The following is a 19,811-nucleotide window of genomic DNA, read 5'->3' on the forward strand; positions in this document are numbered from 1 at the left end:
AAACACAACCCGCTACGGGGGAGACTTACCCGAAATCTGATTTATTCAACAAAGCCGTTTCAATGTAATCAAATCCAGTGACGGAGGGACCCAGTGTATGCCAGGCTATATTCTCCCATATAGGGGCAAAGAAGGTTGCTTCGGTGGTTGACCTTACTTCATAGCCACTATGAAGATAGCCGGTAGTGCCATTTATAATATCCTGGGGCAAAGAGACGGTACAGGTTGTTGAGCCAGCTGGAATACTGCATGTTGCTCCGCCAGTGATTTTTTGATCATATGGCCTAGCCTGTACATTGAACCGGATATTAGTAAGTTTTATAGGCATATCAGATGCCTTGAACAGGTTCCAGTTTACGCTGTTGAACCATGTTCCATCAGCCTTTTGTCGTTCTATGGGTGAACTTCCCCAAGCCGGACTCTTTACAGAGGCAGGATCCCAGTTGAGCCAGCTGGCATACTGACCAAGATCTCCTCCAGACCATTGATATGTATTCACAGGTCTATAGTAGTTTCCATCTAAGGCACCCTGTGGCAGCTTAACTTCCACGTAGACATAGGTGGCATCTTCGGAAAGGACCTGTACTCCGCCATAGTTATTGGTAATGCTCATGCCACCATTTCGATATGGCTTCCAGTTAGTTCTTGGGATACGTATAACCAACTTGTAGGGGTTTTCCAGCACTGTAAGGCCTCGTTTAAACGGGACGTATCCCGAAGAAATGCCGGGTACAACACTGGTGCTTACACGTGAGTCATGAACTGCAAATGGCGTAAATTCTCCCATTTGATCGTCATATAAAAACCGCTGGGGAGGAATGTTAAGCGTATTTCCTGCCAGGTCCGTAACGATGAAATTGAAGGTGAATTCTTCATCAAGATCACTTGAGGGCATGCCAGCCTGGGTGTTCATATCTTTAATCCACGGATAGAACGCACGTTTATTGGCTGTGTCATAACTCAGGTTATTGTCGGAGACCACAGAACCATTACTTCGTTTAATGACAAGACGGATCTTGGCAATTCCACTAGCATCCTCAATACCGTCTGCAAATATAGAAAACTGGCCACTACCGCCTCGGCCCAACTCCCAAAGTGGCCCAGAAAGTACCATGTCGTAACCTGCGTTTTGACTCGGATAAATACTCTTATAGCGTGGAGGAGTTGTATCAACGATGAAATGATAAGTAGATGTGCTCACTACAGTCTGGCGAATATCCAGAGTTTCATTGACTACAGTAAAGGTCCCTTCTCCGAGCGCCGGTAGAACCATATCCTTTCCATAGTATTCTGTTCCATCGGCAGCAACGATACGATCTGCAACGCTCGTTTTGGTCGAGACGGAGGAATACATAACCTTTTTATCGCTGTCTCGTGTGACCGTCACTCGCTCGTACCGATCAAGACCCGATATCAAGTTCAGAGTCAAAACACCAGCGGGATTAAGATATGTTTGTGTTGCAGGCTTAATATTCCGAACAGCCTTATTGGTATCTGTAAATGAGTAGCTAAATACCTGAGCATGTGCCGAAGATACAGTAGCAAGGGCAGTTGCAACCATGCAGCCAATTAGAGTTTTACGCATATGATGCTCCGGGAATAGGTTATAGCCTTATTCTACGGATTCAGCCTACAAGGTCCGGTCGGATAAAGTGATAATTTGCCTGTTAAAAGAGACATCAAGTGAGAAAGCAACCAACGTACAGAATGCAAAATGGCGGCAGTGCATCTGGATGACGCAAAAGTAACTTTTTGTACCCACTTTTTTGGATTTTAGCCTTCAAAATGAGTATTCAACCAATCATAAAAGTAACTTTTGATAGACGCTGCTCCTTTATGTTTGCCAATTGTGTTGATATGTTTTTAAATTCAAGGAAGCGAGATTTTAAAAGCATCTGTTGAGTCAAATTTATGTAAAATAACAGGGTAACCATCACTTCTAGGTTGAGGAAACCCAATGTTATACATGCTCTTATGCTGTTTTCTGATGCTCAACAGTACATTCGTTATGTTCAGAGCAATGTCTGCAATAAGTAAAGGATCCGCTAAAGAAAACCGGTCTGAAATATCGCTGATAGTCCTAGCAACACTTGGAATTGCATCACCATTCATTGTCGCAATGATTACTATTAATGAAAGTATGACATCTAAAACAGTAACAGATTTTTCTTTGGGTGCTCAGTGGTCCGGAATGGTTTCAGCGGTAGCGCTAATGGGGTTATATGCTCGACGCGTTTGGAAAGAGAAGAAGTCCTTATTTACTGGCGCTTTCCTGGCCTCTTCCTTAATGGCCTTTATTTTTACTGACAGCCTTGTTTTCGTATCCCAGAAGGACACCGGCGTTCTGGCTACTTTCGTACTCGATAAAAACGCTGGAGATATTGATTGTAGTCGCCCGGCTATGATTGTCCATTACAGTAAAGGTGTTCCAACGGACTGGCGTTGCCCAACCAGTATCATGTTGATGGCGTATTCTTCATATCCTTTTTTACCTTGGCCTGAGTATAGCCATGGTACCAGCCAGTCTCTTACGGTTGTTATTGATACATTTATGGAAAACGCTGTTAATCTCAGTCAAAAATAATAAATAAACCTCTCTAGTGAGAGGTTTTATAAACCTGAGCCACCAATCTAATTAACTCTATATTTTTGTTTTAGCTTTTTTAAAGGTAGACTTACCGAATAAAACAGCAATTATAGAGCAAAGGCCTGGCGTTAGGACAAAAGCTAATAATGCACTGCCAAAACTTGTCATTTCAGGCACCACGAACCAGCTGATAGGCCACGTCAGGGCAGGTAAATTTAGCGGATCATAAAGCGCATGTAGAGCGCTTAACACACAGTAAAGTGCTAAAAAGCAAACTAGATAAACAACGATCCACATTTTAATTTGCTCAGCAATTTCAAATTTAGGACTGCCCATGCTTTACCTCAGTGGCTGAATATTGATGGTTAATATCTTTAATCACCCGTAAGCACTTAGTGCATACCTTAGTTCGATTTGTCTGCTTGTCCAGAGTGTATTTAACTTCAAGTTGACCTCCAGCATTAAGCAAAGTGAGCATCTCATCTTCTAACACGCTTCGGTAAATGGTCTTGTCCGAGAGTGTGCCCGGTAACGAGTACTCAACATAATTGTTTGAAACTCTTACCGATTTAGGGATTTTACCACTGAGCTGGATTTCATTCGTTGAAGGCATTACAGTTACTTTAATCACAGTTGCCGGTGACCAGAAATCCTGATAACGCACTTTATGAATTTTATCAGCTCTAAGGCCTAACCACACATTTCCGGCGATAAGAACAATAAGCAATCCATAAACTGATCGTCGAATGTTACGCCTTTTAATCACAATGTCCCCCATCCCTCAAATATCATTCTAAATAACTGCACCAGGATATCATGAGCGTAATTAAAAGAATTCTTCATAACCGGGGTTTTCAGTTGAGTTTGCGGACTCTTTACTTTGCGGTTTCTCGCCCTCTATTTGAGTATCCCTGACAGGTTTGGATTTACCCATGCTCCTCTGAAAGGTATCCATAACAAACTCAATATCTTCTTCTGGCAGGCTGGTGGGTTGGTTGCTCATAGGACTTCCTCTTGTTGAATACGTTCGGCGTACAGGATGCGAACCGAAACGGTCGTGTTTTCAAACTCGTTCTCAAAAACGTCCATCCATTCCGTCCGGAATTCTTCCCCCAGAAGGTTATCGAGCCCCTGAAGAGATAATGGAAGAACGGCTGCTAGAGATCCCCCGGCTGCGAGATGAGATGCAGCTGCCTGGAGATGCAGCCTGGCCCGGTTATCGGCAAAAGGTGGGTTCATCACGACATAATCAAACTTCTTCTGTTGATTAGACTTAGACCATGTGAGGAAGTCAGCTTCTGTCGTATCGTATCCCTTAGCCCGGGAGATAAGGCAATTCAAAGTATCAAGCTCGATGCCAGTAACGATCACACCGGCAGGGAATGATTTAAGCAAATCCGCATGGCCAATATTAGGCTCCAGGAGGGTATCCCCTTCCCCTGCACCGAGCAGGGAATATACATATTCGCTGATTCGGCAAGATGAAGGGTAAAACTGATGCGATACAATATCAGGCATCTCCCCTATCTGGCCGATGTAACGAATAACCTCACACGGATCATAGGAAAATGTCACATCGTATTTTGTTACTGTTGCCCCTAAGAACCGAAGGGTGTCAGCGGCAACACTCGAAGATTTGCGTTCGGCGAGAGACCCTAAAGATGTCCAGCAACTCCATTTATTGTCCCCGTCATTTTTAAACATTAGTTCAGAAAGCTGCATCCGGGTATCAAAGTCGATGCACTGCTTAAGTACAGGGAATGCCTCCAAAGATTTCTTGCTATGAGCCATGCGGTCGGCAGGTAATGCCAGCGGTACGATAGCTGATAAAATATTGTTAAGCCGCTCGGCGATATCAGGGTGGACGTCAATATGCATTGATCCATTTTTGTAAACCCTGAAACGAATACTGTTGCCATCGATGCAGATCCATTTTCTGAACCCCTCATGTTCGACCAACGCCTCAACCAATGATTTGGTGTTATGGATCGCCTTCACCTGTTCGCCACGGAAGAATGCGCATATAACGCGGAGCTCGCTCAGTGGTGAAATGCCAGACTCTTTAAAATCCACCCTTAATTTCTGCCAGGGGTATTTAGACGGCTCGCAAACTCCGGTAGTGATCATGCGGGTGGAGAACCCAAAAGCTTTGTTTGTCTTATGACTGCGGCTCAGAGACTGGAAGACGTCGTAAACCCTTTCTTTAATAAATTGATTGCGGTCATTAAGCAAAGCAACGACTGTGCCTACTACAGCGTCAGCTGTGAAATCAGGGATCACCTGAGGCGGCATAATATAGCGGTCGGCCGTAAACTGCTTATCCCATTCGTTACGTTTGGCATCCGACATGATAGGCAAAACATCAGTGAGTGCCATAACGCGTTTCCAGTATTCAGATCTCAGAGCGTTTTCCGCGAACAAGGCATCCGCTTCAGAGATACTGTGGTTGTAGCCTGAGAGATAAGAATAAAGTTTCTGGTGATTGTGGGTTTTGAACTGGACAGCCATGTGTTTCAACAAGCAGAGTTCATCATTATAGGACTCAACAAGATCCGCGATAATGCCGAGCTCTTTGCGCATATCTGGAAGAAATGTTTCAGAAGAGCTAACCACCAGGCTATGAGAGGTTGTTAAAGCCAGTACGCTGTGACCTGCATTATCGGGTTTAGCTTCAGAATCAAGAGATGACATTTTACCGGTCCTTTAGAAAAAACTTTTACCAGGATAGCAACGTCGCTCTGTAACCTAATAGGTTCAGTGACACGAAAAAGTTTTTTATGTCTCTGAATAAAACTTAAAGATGTCAACTCATAGAAAGAAGCAAAAAAAAAGCCCCGCATAAACGGGGCAAGAACGATACATGGAGGTTTAAAAAAGGCGGGCAAAAAGCCTGAATCCTTAATGACTCTGACAAAACCAACACTTTGCCAAAAGTAAATTATTCTGCGTCCGGCTGTGGGTCAGTATCCTGATCGGTCTCTTCCCCTGCCTTCTTAGCATTTTTTTTACGTGGGTATTTTGGCTTCTCACCATTAAGTTTTGCCTGACGATTCTCCGCACGGCGAAGCTGCTTGTTCTCTGATTCTGTGATCTCTTTTGAAAGATTTCTCAGCATCTCCAGAGTACTGCGGTTCAACGTAATGTTGATTTCTTCGTCAGCACTTGAATCTGTCATCTCCGGCAATTCAATATCCCCCAGTTTCTGTAATAAGCTGGTGGTGATGAGTTTGACGCCTTCTACGGCTTTTGTGGCAATAACCGGCGGAATCCGTGCTGGCTTGAAGTCTGAAGGTCTGACTCGTACCTGACCATGTTGGGTTTTTTTCACCGTGATGCCATTCGCATCGGCCTGCTCAAGTTCCGCGATCATCTTCTTGATACGTGAAATTGCTTCTGTTTCACCGAGCTCATCGATCAGTGAAAGCACGTTAACATACGAAATAGCGTCAGCATGAATCCATTTCTTGATAACAACAGAACAGGTTGTCAGGCGGATAAGAGAACTGATGGTCGTCGGGCTTTTATTTTCACGTTGAGCAATTCGTTCGAGTGACCAGCCAGCAAGAGAATGTAGGCGACGATAGGACTCGCCAAGCGCAACAGGAGAAAGCGCAAGACCACGGTTACCATCAATGGTCGCGAGCTCACAGCCAATTTCATCTTCTTTAATCTCAACGCAAAGGATTGTGATGTCATGATCTTCATCACATGCCATCATTGCGGCTTTTAAACGGCAGTGCCCCTGGCGAACAAAAGGTACCCCATCAATGACACGTACTCGGATAGGGTCTACATAGTCACCTCGAATGTAGGCATTCTTGATGTTGTAGATGTGTTCTTCAACCTCAGGGAGCTTATAGTAATCGTCACCCATTCCCATTTCGCGGGAGTTGAAGCCTGGCGTGACCTGAATTACTGAAGGGTGGATAGCCCATGCTTTCTGGTCACTTACTTCAGTACAAAGTTCAGGGTTTGCATCACGGAACTGTTTAAGCCCAGTGACGTAACGACCTGTGCCAGTAACTACTGAAAAGGCAACATGGGCCGTTTTAAAGACCTTGTCATTAGCTTGCTGTGTAGGTTCTGTCAGTAAAACACTCATAGGGGCTCCGTTACATTTTTCTGCTTACTTTCTGCGTAGCGGGGATACTACCGAAAAAAAAATCCATAATTTTTCGCAAAAAAGGTACTTTTTGAGCCTATTCTGATTTTTCACAAAAAAAGAGGGCTCCCCATTTCTTGTGATGGCATCAAAATCGCTTCATAAACAAAGACATAAATCCAAAACATAAAGTTCAGGTATCAGTGAGGAAAAATCTTATAAATCCGCAATGCTGAAAGTCAAAACTGTGCGTCTTAAACAACTTTTTTTTGCTCCCTAAGTTATTAGTTAAAGCCCGTGGTTAGGTACGATACCAGCACCTAAATTTCTCTCTCAGGTATAGACACTTTGACTCGACATCTCAGACACATGCCGATAATCAAATGGGCTGGTGGAAAAACGAAACTGATGCCTTTCATCAGCCATCACTACCCACACGATCATAGTTGCCGGTGGGTAGAACCCTTTATAGGCGGTGGTGCCGTTTTTCTGAACATGTTTGCACAAAATGCATTGCTTGCAGATAGCAATCCAGACTTGATCAACCTATACAGGACTATTCAAAGACAGAAAACTAACTTTATAAATCAGGTCCAAAACCTAGCGGATAAAACCTTTGTCGAAAAGGACTACTATGAGATGAGGGACCGTTTCAACAAAACCTGTATTTCTGGTCAACCGCTTCAAAGAGCGGCTTTGTTTTACTCCCTGAATCGCCTGGGCTATAACGGTATGTGCCGCTATAACTCAGAAAGAATCTATTCAGTGCCCTGGGGGAAACATACAGAACTGAAGCTTGACTTCAATAAAATAGACTACCTTTCATTTCGTCTTTCAGGTATTGAACTGATCACCGCTGGTTTTGAGGAGACTCTGGCCGCAACCGGCGAAGGAGATCAGATTTATTGTGATCCGCCATATGACAAAACAAGCAAAACTAGTTTTGTCAGTTACGATGGTAAACCGTTCAGCCAAAGCGACCACGTGCTGTTAGCAAATATGCTCGTTGACGCTCACAGAAAAGGCGCTGCTGTTGCGATATCAAATAGCCTGACACCATTCACTTTGGGCCTCTATGAAGAGCGTGGATTCGTCATACACAGACTCAGCGCTTACCGATCCGTAGGAAGTAAGCCAAATACACGGAAAACGGAAACAGAAATACTGGCCGTGCTGAAATAGAGTTAATTCTAATCAACGGGGCTAATCCATTCCTGAAAAGTTAATACCTCAGGGTGAGTTCGTTGAACATAAGGTATAAACTGAAGCTCTTCTATTCTCCGGTCGCCCCTCTTTCCTTCGCAAATAAATGAAATGAGTCCTTGCTGAGAAAGCCCAGTAAGGACGCTCATAAGTCTTATATTTAGAGTTTTAAGCTGTAAGTCGTTATTAATGTCCTCCACTTTATGAGAGCTCTGGCCTGAACGTTTAAGATACTCGTAAACCATGAAATTCGAATTTCGTCGTTTTAACAATTTTTCGGTTATGCATTCCTGAATGAAACCGCCAAGAGCATCTAAAAGCGGACTGAGAACTACCGGGAAAGTTAATGTGTAACTTTGAGAAGTTTTAGACAAAGTAAATGAATTTAGAAAGCTAAAGTTAAGTCTCTTTTTTGAATATGGAGCGTAAGCGACAAGAGTAGTTGACATAACAGTAAGTAAAGCTTCAAGATGTTCCACTGTTATTAATGTGGTTTTATCTGTATTTCTTAGATTATGGAAATCAATAAACGCTACTCTTGAACGGCTAAGCCAATCTTGTACTTTAATGTCGATAGAAAATTGCGATATATGATTTGAACATTCATTTTGGTTGATAGGGCATGCAGACGAAAGATGGTTATGGATTATCATGCATAGCACAAAAAAAGGAAATCGGCAGGCTGTGGGGCATTGAAAACCGGTTAAAGAAAGCTTAGACGTTTCATATGCGCTTACCGGAAAAGTAACTTTTCTTAACGTTGGCTTTGACGATGTTCTTGCATTTTTACAAATGAAACCGAGACCCAGATCATTGTGCATTTTAAAGTCCATCTCCATCATCACCTTTTAGCCTTAACTGTATGGTATTGGTATACAAAAAATTAAAAATTATAATTAATAAGATTATCATTTTTTTACTATTGAAAAGGTTGTGATAGAGGGGAATTTAAATGTAAAAGATTTATACTCGCAGATCTTTATGAGGGATAAAACCCATTGCGTAAGCAACAATATTACGTGAGTGAGTCCTAACGACAGTTTAAGTCTTGGCTCTATATTTAAGCAGTAAAACATTTAACTGTCTTGGAGTTTACTTAACTTAAAAACTGTTATTGCAGCATAATTTTTCGAATCAAAATCATAGAATTTTCTGACTTTTCCAGTCAAATGATAACGTTCACCCAATAAAATGTGATCCTGTTTATCGGCCGTTAAAGCGATCCCGTCATTTCTAACTTTACCAGTAAATGTAAAAAAATAACTCCCTTTACTTTTTGCGTACGCGGCCCTGACTTCAGTAAATGTTAGTTCAATGCTTATGACCTGGCCGATATTGTAGCTATGTTTTAAAATTTCTTGTTCATTTTCCGGAGTTTCAGACAACATCACATCAAAGGTTGTAAAGAAACAATCCAGCTGGCGTTCTGTCAAAAAACGGTTATTGTCTAGTTGCGCCAATATACTATTAGAAAACTTAGTGTTAGCCTTTTTTGCTTTCTCAATAAGTACGTGGTTTCTGGATTTCCATGCTTCGAGTGTTGGGTTAACACGCAGTTCCGGAATGTTATCGAGAAAGGTAATTGGCTCTAGTACCACTAATTTTTCAATAATGGGTCCAACTGTTTGCACCCCATGACACTTTTCACATACATCAGCCCCTTTGTGGCCTGTGCCCGCACATTCGTTACATTCTCTTTCGATAGGTGCATAATAATTTCCATCTCCGTTAAGGGATACATTCACTGAGGCTGGTACCATATGACCATCAAGAGTAAAGAAAAGAGATTTCATTTTCGAAACACCTCCAAACGTGCCTCTACGATTGCTACAGCTTCTTTCACAGTTTTTTCATAGTGGTCATGCCCTTCAGGAAATTGGTCAAAACGTTTACCGTGTTCTAACTCTTCCATGTTGCGTTTAAGGACTTCATGAGTTAGAAGCAAATCATTATAATTATCGATAAGAGTCAGCTTTATAGGTTTAATCACTCAACTAATCCTCGGGTTTTTATTCCTTAAGGAGATCTCGAATTTCCAGAAGCTCTTCTAATTTTGGTTTAGAAAGAATGATTGCTGTATTTTCGTCGTTAAGTAAAGACAATAAAATATTTAGCTTTTCATCATTCAAGATTATTTGAACACCATCATCAGAAAATATTACATTTTTACTATCAACATTTTTGAACAAGTGTGCACTATCTCTACCAAATTTTAGTTCTGTTTGAGTATTCGTTATAGATTCCGTATGTGTACTTTCCACAAGCTCAAGAAATTCAGATTTTAGCCGTTCTGTTTTCTTATGCGAGAGGCGCTTAATACCCAAAGTCTTACGTGTGACTGCCGAATTTTTCTTTTCTGGTCCGCCTTTATTTAAGGTGTCTGGTCCTGCTCCAGCTGCATTGTGTTCAGGTATGCCTACAATTTTGCTCGTTGTAGTCTCAATATTCTTAACGCCAGGTAAGAAACCTTCTATATGTTTTAAAACCATTTTGTGATCGTTGGAATATTTTAACATTATTTCAATGGCGAGCGTTTTTTTGATTAGATTTAGGCTAATCAAACGTTGAAGCTCTAATGGCATATCAAGGATTTTTAGCATATTACGAATTGCGGTAGTTGATCGTTGATATCGCATTGCTAGTTCTTCAACCGAATACCCGAGACTAACAGCATGAGCTAATGCATGAGCTTGCCCAACCGGATTTAGCCCATTGCTTCTGTTACCATCGAGGTTCTCAAGGTATTCTTCAATTTCGTTTTTATAATCGATTAAGATAACAGATAATTTTGGAATATTAGCACCTTCAGAAATTGCTAATTTTAAGCCATGAAAACGAGTATGACCTTGACGAACTAAATATTTACCTTTTCTTTTTACGACCTTGATCATATCAACCTGCCTTCCTTCCTTAAAGGCTTGTTTGATTGACACAATCATCGATTTGACAGGTTCTTGTTCGTAACACAAATCTCCGATTACCGCCTCTCGGGGATTAAATCCCTTTTCAATTTCAACTAGATTAGTATCCACTTCAATGACTGTATGTTTGCTGTTGTTCATATCTTCCTCCTGTTTACTACATGATACATGAACCTCAAATTTGCCAAATAGGGCTGATACATCTAAAAGGTAAACTCAAAAAATTTGCTTAATAAAATTAAAATAAAAACTGTCTTGAATAAAACAATGATAGTAAACCCACTTTCATTTCCGTTTGCGATCTGTAGATATTGATAAAGGAGCGCTATTCCTTGTTTTATATGGACTTATCATTGTTTTCAACAGGTTAGATCAATTCTTTAGATCACTAAAGATCAATAGAGTTCAAGTAAAGATCACGGCATCTTTAACTCATTGATTATAGTAACTTTATGAAAGGATCCGGCATTCGGATGCATGCGAAAAGCATTTGAATGAATAAGGAAGGCATTTACTGGAATGCTTATGGCATTTAGGTAAATGCGTAAAAAGCATTTGCAAGAATATGTTATAAACAGTTTGCCAAATGAAAATCTTATCACCGACGAGTTAAGTTAATGATTAAAAACAACGAGTTAATCCATCCTTTTGACGTAACCAGTAATGAATCAGGTAAGACTTATCAACTGACGCCTAACTCGTCCAAGTCGGTTCAGCCCGTGGCCCTGCTGAGATTGAGTGTATTTACCCCTGTCGGCACAAAAGAAAACCGCGACCGAAACTTTGAAGTTGATGCCTCTGATGAGCTTTCGTGTATGGAAATTGCAAGATCGGAGGGTTATGACGACATCAAGATAACTGGTGTCAAACTATCTATGTCTACCGACTTTAAGTGCTGGCTCGGGATCATCATGGCTTTCAGTAAATATGGTTTTTGACCTGCCCCCAGGATTAGATACAACGCTCACTTAGTAATGTCGGATCCTTCACTATCAGAATTACCCTTTCTCCAGCCCGCCGCAAACTCAGACGGCGTCTGATAATTCAGCGTGGAGTGCGGGCGGCACTCGTTATAATCCTGACGCCATTCACTGATGGTTTTCCTGGCATGGCTGACGTCGCTGAACCAGTGTTCATTCAGGCATTCATCGCGAAAGCGTCCGTTAAAACTCTCAATAAATCCGTTCTGTGTCGGCTTGCCGGGCTGAATGAGCCGTAGCTCCACGCCATGCTCAAAGGCCCATTGATCGAGCGCGCGGCAGGTAAACTCCGGGCCCTGATCGGTTCTTATCGTCGCCGGATAGCCACGAAACAGCGCAATGCTGTCCAGAATACGCGTGACCTGCACGCCTGAAATCCCGAAGGCAACGGTGACCGTCAGGCACTCCTTCGTGAAGTCATCCACGCAGGTCAGGCACTTGATCCTGCGACCGGTGGCCAGCGCATCCATGACAAAATCCATCGACCAGGTCAGATTCGGCGCTGCCGGGCGGAGCAGCGGCAGACGTTCTGTTGCCAGCCCTTTACGACGACGTCTGCGTTTTACGCCGAGTCCACTCAGATGGTAGAGCCGGTATACTCGCTTGTGATTAACATGAAGCCCTTCGCGGCGCAGCAGCTGCCAGATGCGGCGGTAACCAAAACGCCTGCGCTCCAGCGCCAGTTCGGTGATGCGCCCGGATAAATGCGCATCCGATGCCGGACGCTGCGCTTCGTAACGGCAGGTCGACAGGGACAAACCTGTCAGCCTGCAGGCACGACGTTGCGACAGACCGGTCGCATCACACATCAACACCACGGCTTCGCGCTTCTGGTCTGTCGTCAGTACTTTCGGCCCAGGGCCACCTGAAGCGCCTCCTTATCCAGCATGGCTTCGGCCAGCAGCTTCTTGAGTCGTGCGTTCTCTTCCTCAAGCGACTTCAGGCGCTTAACCTCGGGCACCTCCATGCCGCCATACTTTTTACGCCAGGTGTAAAACGTGGCATCGGAAATAGCGTGCTTGCGGCAGAGTTCCCGGGCGGATACCCCGGCTTCAGCCTCGCGGAGAATACTGATGATCTGTTGGTCGGAAAAACGCTTCTTCATGGGGGTGTCCTCATGTGGCTTATGAAGACATTACTAACATCGCGGTGTGTTAATCAACGGGGAGCAGGTCATTTTACTTCCGAGAAGATTAGCCTGACTTTTAACGAGTTTGCGAAGATGTGTGGTATCAGTTCAACAAACATCAACAAACGAACTCGTGCGCGCTTTAAAGAGTCATTAATGAACCTTGCATCGGTAGTGCTTGCCTTCTCAGACTCTCGTAGTGGTCGGTTCACAGTAACGCATCTGGTGCAGAAGGCTATGATTGATCCAAAAAGCGATACTGTTGAGCTGGTTGGGGATCCTTCTATGTGGGAACTGTATCGTTACGACCATAAGACATTGTTAAGCCTTCAGGTTCTATACATTTTGGCTAAAAAAGAAGCTGCGCAATCTCTCTATATTTATTTTGAAGCAATGCCAGCTGGTACGTTGTTCGTTAATATGAAACGGTTGAGGGAAAGGTTGCTTCTTACAACCCCTATTCGTACGCAAAACCAGATAATTCGTAAAGCAATGCGGGAACTTGAATCTATCGGATATCTCGATTATCAAGAAGTTAAGAAAGGTCGCGACATACAATTTCAGATCTTCAAAAGAAGCCCTAAGCTGGCCCTTGCCAAACAAGGTTGAAAGCTATCTGGTATGCACTGGTTATAACCTGCTGAAAAATAAGTTATTTATCAGTGCTATGCTTAGTGCTTCTTTTACTACTGGTCTTACATCTCGGCTTAATGTGCAAAAAAGTAACTTTTCAAACGAACTCCTGACTATTCATCTGTATGCCTTTCTGACTCAAGCGTACATGCTAGCCCATTCATTAAATGCCGTTGAGCAAGATGGTTTCGTGCGCACTCTATTCACGTGAATGCCTTTTGTGGATTACGCCTCTTACATTCATACAAATGCTTTTGATGTCGGTATCCCAAAAATTCATTCATTGAAATGCTTTTGTTTGCCACTGTATCCCGAGCATAGCTATGCAGTGGTATAAAAAGGCATTTTGGTGAATGGCATTAGGTCGAATGACACACAGTTCAGCTTTGTTAAGAGCGAGAATGGTCCAAGACATCTATGACATTGGGCATCAGAAGGACTATGTGCTTGATATGAGATCAAAAAAATATCAGAAGCATCACAACTCCAATGGCATTCAAAGAAATGCCTTTGTTTTGTTAGTACACCAAACAACCCAAAATTCATGCAGTTATATCAAAGACTCATTCGCAAAAGGACTCAGCCAGAAAGCATTTGCTTAAATAGCATTGGCCAAAAGCATTCGAATGAATGATGTTCGTATGGACAAGACAAAGTCCCACTCACGCCCAGAGGTGTAAAAGGCATTTAGATGAATGACGCACCGGCCCGAGGATTGTATGTAGTTTCTCCAACTGATAGTTGCCGAACCAGGGAGCACAGTGATATGCGGCCTTCTCAGAATCAAGAGATAGATAATAAGGGAACAAAAAAGATTAGATATGAAGCTTAGTTACCTGCCCGATATCTAGTTAGAGCTTTTCAAACCATCAAAAGTGACTTTTATGCTTGAGGAGTCTCATCAGCTTCAGGATTGAGCTTAACGTAATCTTACCCCCTCCCCTCTTTCAAACTTTTACTAAGCGTTCACTGGTACCTTTCAAAGATTATGCTTTAGGCCCTTTGCTTAAAAATTCACCAATCGCTAAACGTTAAAAAAAGGGGGTTTATGCGAACGGAAGGATCGGAATAAAAAAGTATTATTCATTCGCGTTTACGTGAACTCAAATCTACACGGAGTAATTATGGAACTTTCTTTAAATATTGGCCTTAGTGAAAAGAAATCTAACACGGCTGCACTTTTTAAAACAAAAAGCGCAAAAGTGATTTTGTTTGTTCTGCTGACCGTGCTTTTTTGCGGTCTGGCATATGCGGGTTCAGATGATGGGGCACTGGGAGATATTTGGTCATACATGAGTGAAAGTATGACTGGAGCTCCGGGCAAAATTCTGGCAGCCGCGATGTTGATCTCAAGCGTATATTTCTCTGTCCTTAAGCCTAACCCGGGCCTGGCACTGGTTTCATTATTCATGATGCTGGTAATGGCCAACGGCGAGAAAATTATCAGCACCTTTATGGATGCTGGCGTACCGCTGTAATTTATTGTTAATCATGCATGAGGGGGTTCATCCCCCTCTCTGGATTTTTAATGAGTAAGCAGAACGACGTTCCTCAGCATACCTATAGATTCCCTTTCAGGATCAACATGCCTCTACTGATTTTGTTTTGGGATGCCAAAAAATTAGGGCTTGCATTCATTCTGGTTGCATTTGGGAATATCTTCGAATGCTTCGGGTTTTCTGTTGTAGCAGCGGTTGTGTATTGGATTGCGTATAACAAAGCAGCTGAGTCAGGAATAAGAGGATTGCTAAAACACAAACTCTGGTGGCTCGGTTTTTTGCCAGGTAAAGCAGTTTTTAGTAGCCGTTATTTCAACGATCCATTTATCAGAGATTTGTATTCTTGATGGAGCTATGAATGAAAATGCTAAGTGGCATTAACATCCCTTTTTTCAAAAAATCTAAAAAGGATGAAAACGGTGATCTTGAACAGTCATACGTAAAGAAAGATGAAAGTGCTAAGGGACGTTTTTTGGACATTAAAAAACGATTTAGCCCACAAGCTGAAGCGTCAGGTGCTGGAATTACATACAGCGCCCTGATTAATCGTGATACAAAACTTATCCGCATTAATACTGTTTCAATAGCCGTCATTGGGTTATTGGTTGCAAAGATTCTTTTTTTCACTGACCCAGTGACGATTGTTACCCCTCCAAACATGAATGAAGAGATCACGGTTGTTGGTAACAAAGCATCGGAATCTTATAAAACACAATGGGCTCTCTTTTTTAGTACCCTTTTAGGGAATATTAATCCAACTAATATTTCCTTTGTGACGGCCTATGTCCTCGATGCCCTTTCACCTGAACTACAGGCTAAAACGAGTGAGTCTTTACAGGAGCAGATAAATATCATGCAGGCTCGTGGTGTTGAGCAGACCTTTAAGCCTAATGATATTTACTTTGATCCAAAAAATGACATGGTCTATGTCTGGGGTACCAAAACGACTCGACTTGTAAATGTTCCGGACAAAACTGAATCATCGAAATGGACTTATGAATGGGTTCTCGGGATGAAAAATGGTCGCCCAAGAATTGCATATGTAAATCAATATTCCGGAACACCGAATATTAAAAAAATTACGATAAACGGCAAAGAGCAACTGGCAACGCTGGATAATCCGCCACCGTCTACAGGTAACAAGTGATGATTAAAAAAAAGGGCTTAGGCTTCAACGCAATTACAGCATTGATCATGCTCACGACTTCGAACTGCGTAATCGCTGAAGAATACCAATTGCCAGCAACAATTAATAACCCGGTTGTAATGCCAGTTGGTGCTGACGGATTTCAGAATGGAGCTGCAAAAGCCATTATTCCGGGTCAAGCTGGTTCTGAACAGTCAGGTGCACAAACAAACCTTAGTGAAGCCGGTAATGCGCAGGGACAAAAACCTACAACTGATCTCCCTACCGTGCAACTTTCCCCAGCCAGCAATGCTTCGCCTGCGGTAAGCGCTATTACTGGAGCATTATCAAATAATCCTAGTCTCCCCGGATTTGACGCACAGACCCGATCTGGTGCAATTGATAGCTATGGGAGACCAACAGGTACCTCTTCCCAGCAGAATGCAACCAATGCGACCGCCACGTCAAAAGCCGATGAACTTTATGTCGAAGCTCGTAACCGATATAAAGAAGTTCAGCGTGTAAATGTGCCGCCTGGTGGGAATGTGGTACTGCCAGTTTCACGAGGACTTCAAAACAGAATATCGACCAGCTTCAAGAATGCTTCTGTCAGTACTTCTACCCCTGCTGAAGAGGCAAGCATATTTGTTAATGGTGGCGATGTCTTTATTTCAACTAATACCGATAAACCAATCGGGATTATGTTGTCTGAAGATCAGGTACCTGAATCGACCTATAACCTGACCCTGGTACCGCTTGATGTTCCCGGTGCGATGATTTCAGTTACTACATCTTTAAGCCCATCTATGCAAGCCAAACGTGAAACCTCATTGGATAAGCAAAACTATGAGGAAATGTTGGCCCGCTCCCAGTCAGAAGAACTGGCTCCAACGGATCCAAAACAAGACGATCATAAACAAAGAATCATTGATTTATTGACTCCTGTGGCTCTTGGTGAGGTCCCTTCAGGATTCAGTTTACAACAGGACCGACTTTCTCGTATTCCTGCGCCAGAGCAGTCACCATGTAACTTTAATATGTATGCAAAGCTCGGTCAGAGACTGGTTGGCTCACGTGAACTTATTGATGTAATTCTTGTGAAAAACGATAAACCATACGGTCAAATCGTTGCTGATCAGCAGTGTATGGCAGAAGGCGTTATTGCAAGTGCTTTATTTGATAAAGCATACCTGCAACCGGGAGAAGAAACAGAGCTTTACATAGTCCGGGATAAATTGTTCAAGGAACGCGAGGCCCGGGTTACAACCAGACCAAGTCTAATCAGAAAATAATATGGGAAAAGTTACTTTGCCTGCTCTGCTTGGGGCCACCGTGATTGGTTTTGTCGTATTTGCTTTAACCAGCTTTTACTACAGGTCAGAATATATACCAAAAAGGAGTGTATTAATCGTTCCGGACGCACCCATTAGTATCGAAGATGGCAGTAACGCTTTTCCCGTTCAGACAGTAATAATGAACGATCCAACTCTTATTGATAAATTTGTAGGAGAGGGCAATATTAATGAGGAGAATGCTTTTGACTATCACAAAAGTAACGTTTTGGAACCTAATTACAAACATGAAATATCTAGAACGAGCCAGATAGATAAAGCTGAAATGAATCATCCATCTGTTCGTGAAAACTGGGCCAGAGCAGGTGAACCCTATATCGTTCCTCAGATGTCTGACAGCGAACGAAATCTAAAAATTAAACGATTCCAGAAACCTACAAGTGGAGCTAATCATGGACATTAAAAAGGCCTGGGAAAATAAGACCGTCAGACTTTCTGTTATTGGCGCTCTGCTGGTAGTGATTGTTTATATTATTAGCCAGTCTATTTTTTCCACACCAGTTAAGAAAGAAAAGAAAACACAGAAAAAAGACATGCAGACCAATTTGTTGTTAGATGATTCGCAAATGAACAAATTGAGTAATGAAGAAAGCCAGAAAGTATATAAAGAAATGGTTAAGCAAAACCGACTTGACCAAAATGCGGCGAAAGAGGACCGCGAAAAAGCAGAAAAAGCCCAACAGGAAACTAAAGCCCAAGTTGCAAGTTTAACTTCTCAACTTCAGCAGCTGTCTCAGCAAATTAATGATATGCAGACAAATCGAAACGGCAATCGTAACTTGGATGCTGGTAGTTCGCGTAAAACGATTAATGAGCAGGCACCGGCAGCTCCTTATCAGCTTAATGCTAATGCGCCGATTAATGGCGTAAACCCTAATTACGCTTCTATCACACCTACGCGTAATAGCCCAATGAGAACAATCACACAAAGTTCCATTAAGACTAATGGTACCGATGGTGTCATTCAGGTTATGCCCGTGTCTGAAAACAGAATCAAGGAAGGCAGAGAGGTCATTGCAGGAGATAAAGCGCCAACTCGGACTGTACGAGGTGATGGTACTGCGCCAGTTGATAGCAAAGCGCGGCATGCTGCCCGAAAAGATGAAATGTTTCTTCCGGCAACATCTATTATCACTGGTGTTCTGATTACCGGGCTTGAAGCGCCTACAAGCCTTTCTTCCAAATCAGAACCAATGCCAGTAACGATGCGTATTAAAAAAGATGTCATCATGCCCAATAATTTCACCATGGATTTGCGTGACTGTAACCTTCTGGGTTCAGCTGTTGGTGATCTGGCGTCACAGCGTGCTTACATACGTGCCACTTCTATCTCTTGTGTTAATTCAAAAGGGAAAGCTTTTGACGTAAAACTGGAAGCATATGCTGTAAGTGAAAATGACGGAAAAAATGGGATCCGAGGCACGCTTATCAGCCGAAATGGTAACGCAATTGCAGGAGCTGCATTTGCCGGTGGACTTTCTTCACTTGCCGGTAGCTTAAGTCCCAGTAAGGTATCTTCACTTAACATCGACCCTAATTCACAGGCTCAGTATCAGTCCCCTAATTTTGGTGCACTTGGGGCATTAGCCGGGGCTGGTGCAGCTCAAGGTGGTCTTAATCGACTCGTCGATTACTACACCGCAATTGCAGAACAACAGTGGCCAATCGTAGAAATTAGCCCTGGCCGAGCTATTACATTTGTCGTTCAGACCGGAACTACAATTCCAACGAATCTGACCAGTCGCTGAGGTTTAAATGGATAGTTTAGAAAAAAAAGAATCGCCTGAATCAGCTGGACCTGAAATCACTAAAAAAATGGTGCGAGAAAGGACAACAAAAAAAATTACCTTCGAAATTGATATTGAAAAAATATTGAAGTATTTATTTTTCTTCGCCTTTGCCGTATTGGTCATTATTTATGGTTATAAAGGCTTTATGAATGTTTACGATTACTTCAATAAACAATCCCAGCCTTCGTACAAGATTGCAGTGCTTGACATGCCTGAATTACGTAAGGAATTTTTCAAGCATCACGGAGGCCGTACTGCTGACAATGATAGATCTCAATTCGAAGAATATTTCAGAACATTAATGAAGATCTACCGTGACCGTGGCTATTTAATTATTGATGCAACGCTTGCCGTTACTGTACCGGATAGTGTTGAAATCGTCACTTATATGGAACTTGAAGATAGCTCTGAAGCGGTACAATCAAGTTCTTATAATGCAAAGAAGTAGAGGGCACCCAATAGTGAAAAAGTTACTTTTCCCTTTAATGG

At 42.6% G+C, this 19,811-nt stretch carries 21 protein-coding genes and 1 pseudogene; 11 read left to right on the forward strand and 11 right to left on the reverse strand.

The annotated features are described in order from the left end of the window. Positions 1-25: 25 nt before the first annotated feature. Positions 26-1,585, reverse strand: a complete 1,560-nt coding sequence (locus ACOTX7_RS19825; RefSeq protein WP_421626146.1) for an Ig-like domain repeat protein — start codon at positions 1,583-1,585, stop codon at positions 26-28. Positions 1,586-1,957: 372 nt separating this feature from the next. Here ACOTX7_RS19825 and ACOTX7_RS19830 point away from each other — a divergent pair, with 372 nt between their 5' ends. After that, positions 1,958-2,584 (forward strand): hypothetical protein, encoded by a 627-nt coding sequence (locus ACOTX7_RS19830; protein WP_000966518.1) that lies wholly within the window; start codon positions 1,958-1,960, stop codon positions 2,582-2,584. Between the two features lie 57 nt (positions 2,585-2,641). Here ACOTX7_RS19830 and ACOTX7_RS19835 read toward each other — a convergent pair whose 3' ends face one another. The 5 genes from ACOTX7_RS19835 to ACOTX7_RS19855 all read right to left on the reverse strand — a co-directional run bounded on the left by ACOTX7_RS19835 (position 2,642) and on the right by ACOTX7_RS19855 (position 6,689). Next, on the reverse strand, positions 2,642-2,923 hold the full coding sequence (locus ACOTX7_RS19835; protein ID WP_000535423.1) for a hypothetical protein: 282 nt from the start codon (positions 2,921-2,923) through the stop codon (positions 2,642-2,644). Then, positions 2,910-3,353 (reverse strand): hypothetical protein, encoded by a 444-nt coding sequence (locus tag ACOTX7_RS19840; RefSeq protein ID WP_001805248.1) that lies wholly within the window; start codon positions 3,351-3,353, stop codon positions 2,910-2,912. The genes ACOTX7_RS19835 and ACOTX7_RS19840 overlap by 14 nt, the downstream gene beginning before the upstream one ends. 60 nt (positions 3,354-3,413) lie before the next feature. After that, complete coding sequence (locus tag ACOTX7_RS19845) at positions 3,414-3,590, reverse strand: hypothetical protein (RefSeq protein ID WP_000070862.1); 177 nt, start codon at positions 3,588-3,590, stop codon at positions 3,414-3,416. After that, on the reverse strand, positions 3,587-5,278 hold the full coding sequence (locus ACOTX7_RS19850; RefSeq protein ID WP_000096325.1) for a DUF4942 domain-containing protein: 1,692 nt from the start codon (positions 5,276-5,278) through the stop codon (positions 3,587-3,589). The genes ACOTX7_RS19845 and ACOTX7_RS19850 overlap by 4 nt, the downstream gene beginning before the upstream one ends. Positions 5,279-5,525: 247 nt before the next feature. Next, positions 5,526-6,689: a hypothetical protein gene (locus ACOTX7_RS19855; protein ID WP_000114860.1), complete on the reverse strand. Its 1,164-nt coding sequence runs from the start codon at positions 6,687-6,689 to the stop codon at positions 5,526-5,528. Between the two features lie 369 nt (positions 6,690-7,058). Here ACOTX7_RS19855 and ACOTX7_RS19860 point away from each other — a divergent pair, with 369 nt between their 5' ends. Continuing rightward, positions 7,059-7,871 carry a DNA adenine methylase gene (locus ACOTX7_RS19860; RefSeq protein WP_001121574.1) on the forward strand — a complete coding sequence of 271 codons (813 nt, stop codon included), beginning with the start codon at positions 7,059-7,061 and terminating at the stop codon, positions 7,869-7,871. An 8-nt stretch (positions 7,872-7,879) separates the two neighbouring features. Here ACOTX7_RS19860 and ACOTX7_RS19865 read toward each other — a convergent pair whose 3' ends face one another. The 4 genes from ACOTX7_RS19865 to ACOTX7_RS19880 form a co-directional block, all read right to left on the reverse strand. Beyond that, positions 7,880-8,734: a hypothetical protein gene (locus ACOTX7_RS19865; protein ID WP_000970401.1), complete on the reverse strand. Its 855-nt coding sequence runs from the start codon at positions 8,732-8,734 to the stop codon at positions 7,880-7,882. Positions 8,735-8,968: 234 nt separating this feature from the next. Further along, entirely contained in the window at positions 8,969-9,685 is a 717-nt protein-coding gene (locus ACOTX7_RS19870; protein ID WP_000838219.1) for a zinc finger-like domain-containing protein, read from the reverse strand. Then, on the reverse strand, positions 9,682-9,882 hold the full coding sequence (locus ACOTX7_RS19875; protein WP_000594930.1) for a hypothetical protein: 201 nt from the start codon (positions 9,880-9,882) through the stop codon (positions 9,682-9,684). Before ACOTX7_RS19875 ends, ACOTX7_RS19870 begins: the two co-directional genes overlap by 4 nt. A 19-nt stretch (positions 9,883-9,901) precedes the next feature. Beyond that, a complete protein-coding gene (locus ACOTX7_RS19880) occupies positions 9,902-10,954 on the reverse strand; it encodes a hypothetical protein (protein WP_001065778.1) in 1,053 nt (350 codons plus the stop codon). A gap of 476 nt (positions 10,955-11,430) precedes the next feature. On the opposite strand from ACOTX7_RS19880, the pseudogene ACOTX7_RS19885 reads away from it, so the two are divergent. After that, positions 11,431-11,748, forward strand: a pseudogene (locus tag ACOTX7_RS19885) (RepB family plasmid replication initiator protein); the annotation flags it as partial. 29 nt (positions 11,749-11,777) lie between these two features. Here the strand turns inward: ACOTX7_RS19885 and ACOTX7_RS19890 are convergent. Then, positions 11,778-12,898, reverse strand: a protein-coding gene (locus tag ACOTX7_RS19890; RefSeq protein WP_112287405.1) for an IS3 family transposase whose coding sequence is annotated in 2 segments (ribosomal slippage) — positions 11,778-12,640 and positions 12,640-12,898 — 1,122 coding nt in all. Because the reading frame shifts where the segments join, the coding sequence is not laid out codon by codon here. A gap of 21 nt (positions 12,899-12,919) precedes the next feature. Here ACOTX7_RS19890 and ACOTX7_RS19895 point away from each other — a divergent pair. The 8 genes from ACOTX7_RS19895 (at position 12,920) to ACOTX7_RS19930 (ending at position 19,770) form a co-directional block, all read left to right on the forward strand. Beyond that, positions 12,920-13,531: a RepB family plasmid replication initiator protein gene (locus ACOTX7_RS19895; protein ID WP_224743090.1), complete on the forward strand. Its 612-nt coding sequence runs from the start codon at positions 12,920-12,922 to the stop codon at positions 13,529-13,531. Positions 13,532-14,679: 1,148 nt separating this feature from the next. Beyond that, on the forward strand, positions 14,680-15,033 hold the full coding sequence (locus ACOTX7_RS19900) for a hypothetical protein (protein WP_000423602.1): 354 nt from the start codon (positions 14,680-14,682) through the stop codon (positions 15,031-15,033). 17 nt (positions 15,034-15,050) lie between these two features. Further along, on the forward strand, positions 15,051-15,401 hold the full coding sequence (locus tag ACOTX7_RS19905) for a type IV conjugative transfer system protein TraL (RefSeq protein WP_001447770.1): 351 nt from the start codon (positions 15,051-15,053) through the stop codon (positions 15,399-15,401). Positions 15,402-15,412: 11 nt separating this feature from the next. Continuing rightward, entirely contained in the window at positions 15,413-16,201 is a 789-nt protein-coding gene (locus ACOTX7_RS19910) for a TraE/TraK family type IV conjugative transfer system protein (protein ID WP_000783153.1), read from the forward strand. Next, positions 16,201-17,472, forward strand: a complete 1,272-nt coding sequence (locus ACOTX7_RS19915; RefSeq protein ID WP_000592092.1) for a TraK domain-containing protein — start codon at positions 16,201-16,203, stop codon at positions 17,470-17,472. Before ACOTX7_RS19910 ends, ACOTX7_RS19915 begins: the two co-directional genes overlap by 1 nt. A gap of 1 nt (position 17,473) precedes the next feature. Then, positions 17,474-17,935 (forward strand): plasmid transfer protein HtdO, encoded by a 462-nt coding sequence (htdO, locus tag ACOTX7_RS19920; RefSeq protein ID WP_000521242.1) that lies wholly within the window; start codon positions 17,474-17,476, stop codon positions 17,933-17,935. Then, positions 17,925-19,280, forward strand: a complete 1,356-nt coding sequence (gene trhB / locus ACOTX7_RS19925) for an IncHI-type conjugal transfer protein TrhB (protein ID WP_000351841.1) — start codon at positions 17,925-17,927, stop codon at positions 19,278-19,280. Before htdO ends, trhB begins: the two co-directional genes overlap by 11 nt. 7 nt (positions 19,281-19,287) lie before the next feature. Further along, the gene (locus ACOTX7_RS19930; RefSeq protein WP_000377632.1) at positions 19,288-19,770 is read left to right on the forward strand and encodes a hypothetical protein; all 483 of its coding nucleotides are present in this window, start codon (positions 19,288-19,290) and stop codon (positions 19,768-19,770) included. Positions 19,771-19,811 lie beyond the last annotated feature (41 nt).

Origin of the sequence: Enterobacter cloacae complex sp. IR5418 (genome assembly GCF_049238105.1) — a bacterium.
In the GTDB taxonomy this organism is placed as follows: Bacteria; Pseudomonadota; Gammaproteobacteria; order Enterobacterales; family Enterobacteriaceae; genus Enterobacter; species Enterobacter hormaechei.

What these genes read in the sequence shown, in the direction of transcription:
- ACOTX7_RS19825 (WP_421626146.1), bottom strand. Translation starts at nt 1,585, where the DNA reads ATGCGTAAAACTCTAATTGGCTGCATGGTTGCAACTGCCCTTGCTACT.
- ACOTX7_RS19830 (WP_000966518.1), top strand. Translation starts at nt 1,958, where the DNA reads ATGTTATACATGCTCTTATGCTGTTTTCTGATGCTCAACAGTACATTC.
- ACOTX7_RS19835 (WP_000535423.1), bottom strand. Translation starts at nt 2,923, where the DNA reads ATGGGCAGTCCTAAATTTGAAATTGCTGAGCAAATTAAAATGTGGATC.
- ACOTX7_RS19845 (WP_000070862.1), bottom strand. Translation starts at nt 3,590, where the DNA reads ATGAGCAACCAACCCACCAGCCTGCCAGAAGAAGATATTGAGTTTGTT.
- ACOTX7_RS19850 (WP_000096325.1), bottom strand. Translation starts at nt 5,278, where the DNA reads ATGTCATCTCTTGATTCTGAAGCTAAACCCGATAATGCAGGTCACAGC.
- ACOTX7_RS19855 (WP_000114860.1), bottom strand. Translation starts at nt 6,689, where the DNA reads ATGAGTGTTTTACTGACAGAACCTACACAGCAAGCTAATGACAAGGTC.
- ACOTX7_RS19860 (WP_001121574.1), top strand. Translation starts at nt 7,059, where the DNA reads ATGCCGATAATCAAATGGGCTGGTGGAAAAACGAAACTGATGCCTTTC.
- ACOTX7_RS19865 (WP_000970401.1), bottom strand. Translation starts at nt 8,734, where the DNA reads ATGATGGAGATGGACTTTAAAATGCACAATGATCTGGGTCTCGGTTTC.
- ACOTX7_RS19870 (WP_000838219.1), bottom strand. Translation starts at nt 9,685, where the DNA reads ATGAAATCTCTTTTCTTTACTCTTGATGGTCATATGGTACCAGCCTCA.
- ACOTX7_RS19880 (WP_001065778.1), bottom strand. Translation starts at nt 10,954, where the DNA reads ATGAACAACAGCAAACATACAGTCATTGAAGTGGATACTAATCTAGTT.
- ACOTX7_RS19895 (WP_224743090.1), top strand. Translation starts at nt 12,920, where the DNA reads ATGAAGACATTACTAACATCGCGGTGTGTTAATCAACGGGGAGCAGGT.
- ACOTX7_RS19900 (WP_000423602.1), top strand. Translation starts at nt 14,680, where the DNA reads ATGGAACTTTCTTTAAATATTGGCCTTAGTGAAAAGAAATCTAACACG.
- ACOTX7_RS19905 (WP_001447770.1), top strand. Translation starts at nt 15,051, where the DNA reads ATGAGGGGGTTCATCCCCCTCTCTGGATTTTTAATGAGTAAGCAGAAC.
- ACOTX7_RS19910 (WP_000783153.1), top strand. Translation starts at nt 15,413, where the DNA reads ATGAAAATGCTAAGTGGCATTAACATCCCTTTTTTCAAAAAATCTAAA.
- ACOTX7_RS19915 (WP_000592092.1), top strand. Translation starts at nt 16,201, where the DNA reads ATGATTAAAAAAAAGGGCTTAGGCTTCAACGCAATTACAGCATTGATC.
- htdO (WP_000521242.1), top strand. Translation starts at nt 17,474, where the DNA reads ATGGGAAAAGTTACTTTGCCTGCTCTGCTTGGGGCCACCGTGATTGGT.
- trhB (WP_000351841.1), top strand. Translation starts at nt 17,925, where the DNA reads ATGGACATTAAAAAGGCCTGGGAAAATAAGACCGTCAGACTTTCTGTT.
- ACOTX7_RS19930 (WP_000377632.1), top strand. Translation starts at nt 19,288, where the DNA reads ATGGATAGTTTAGAAAAAAAAGAATCGCCTGAATCAGCTGGACCTGAA.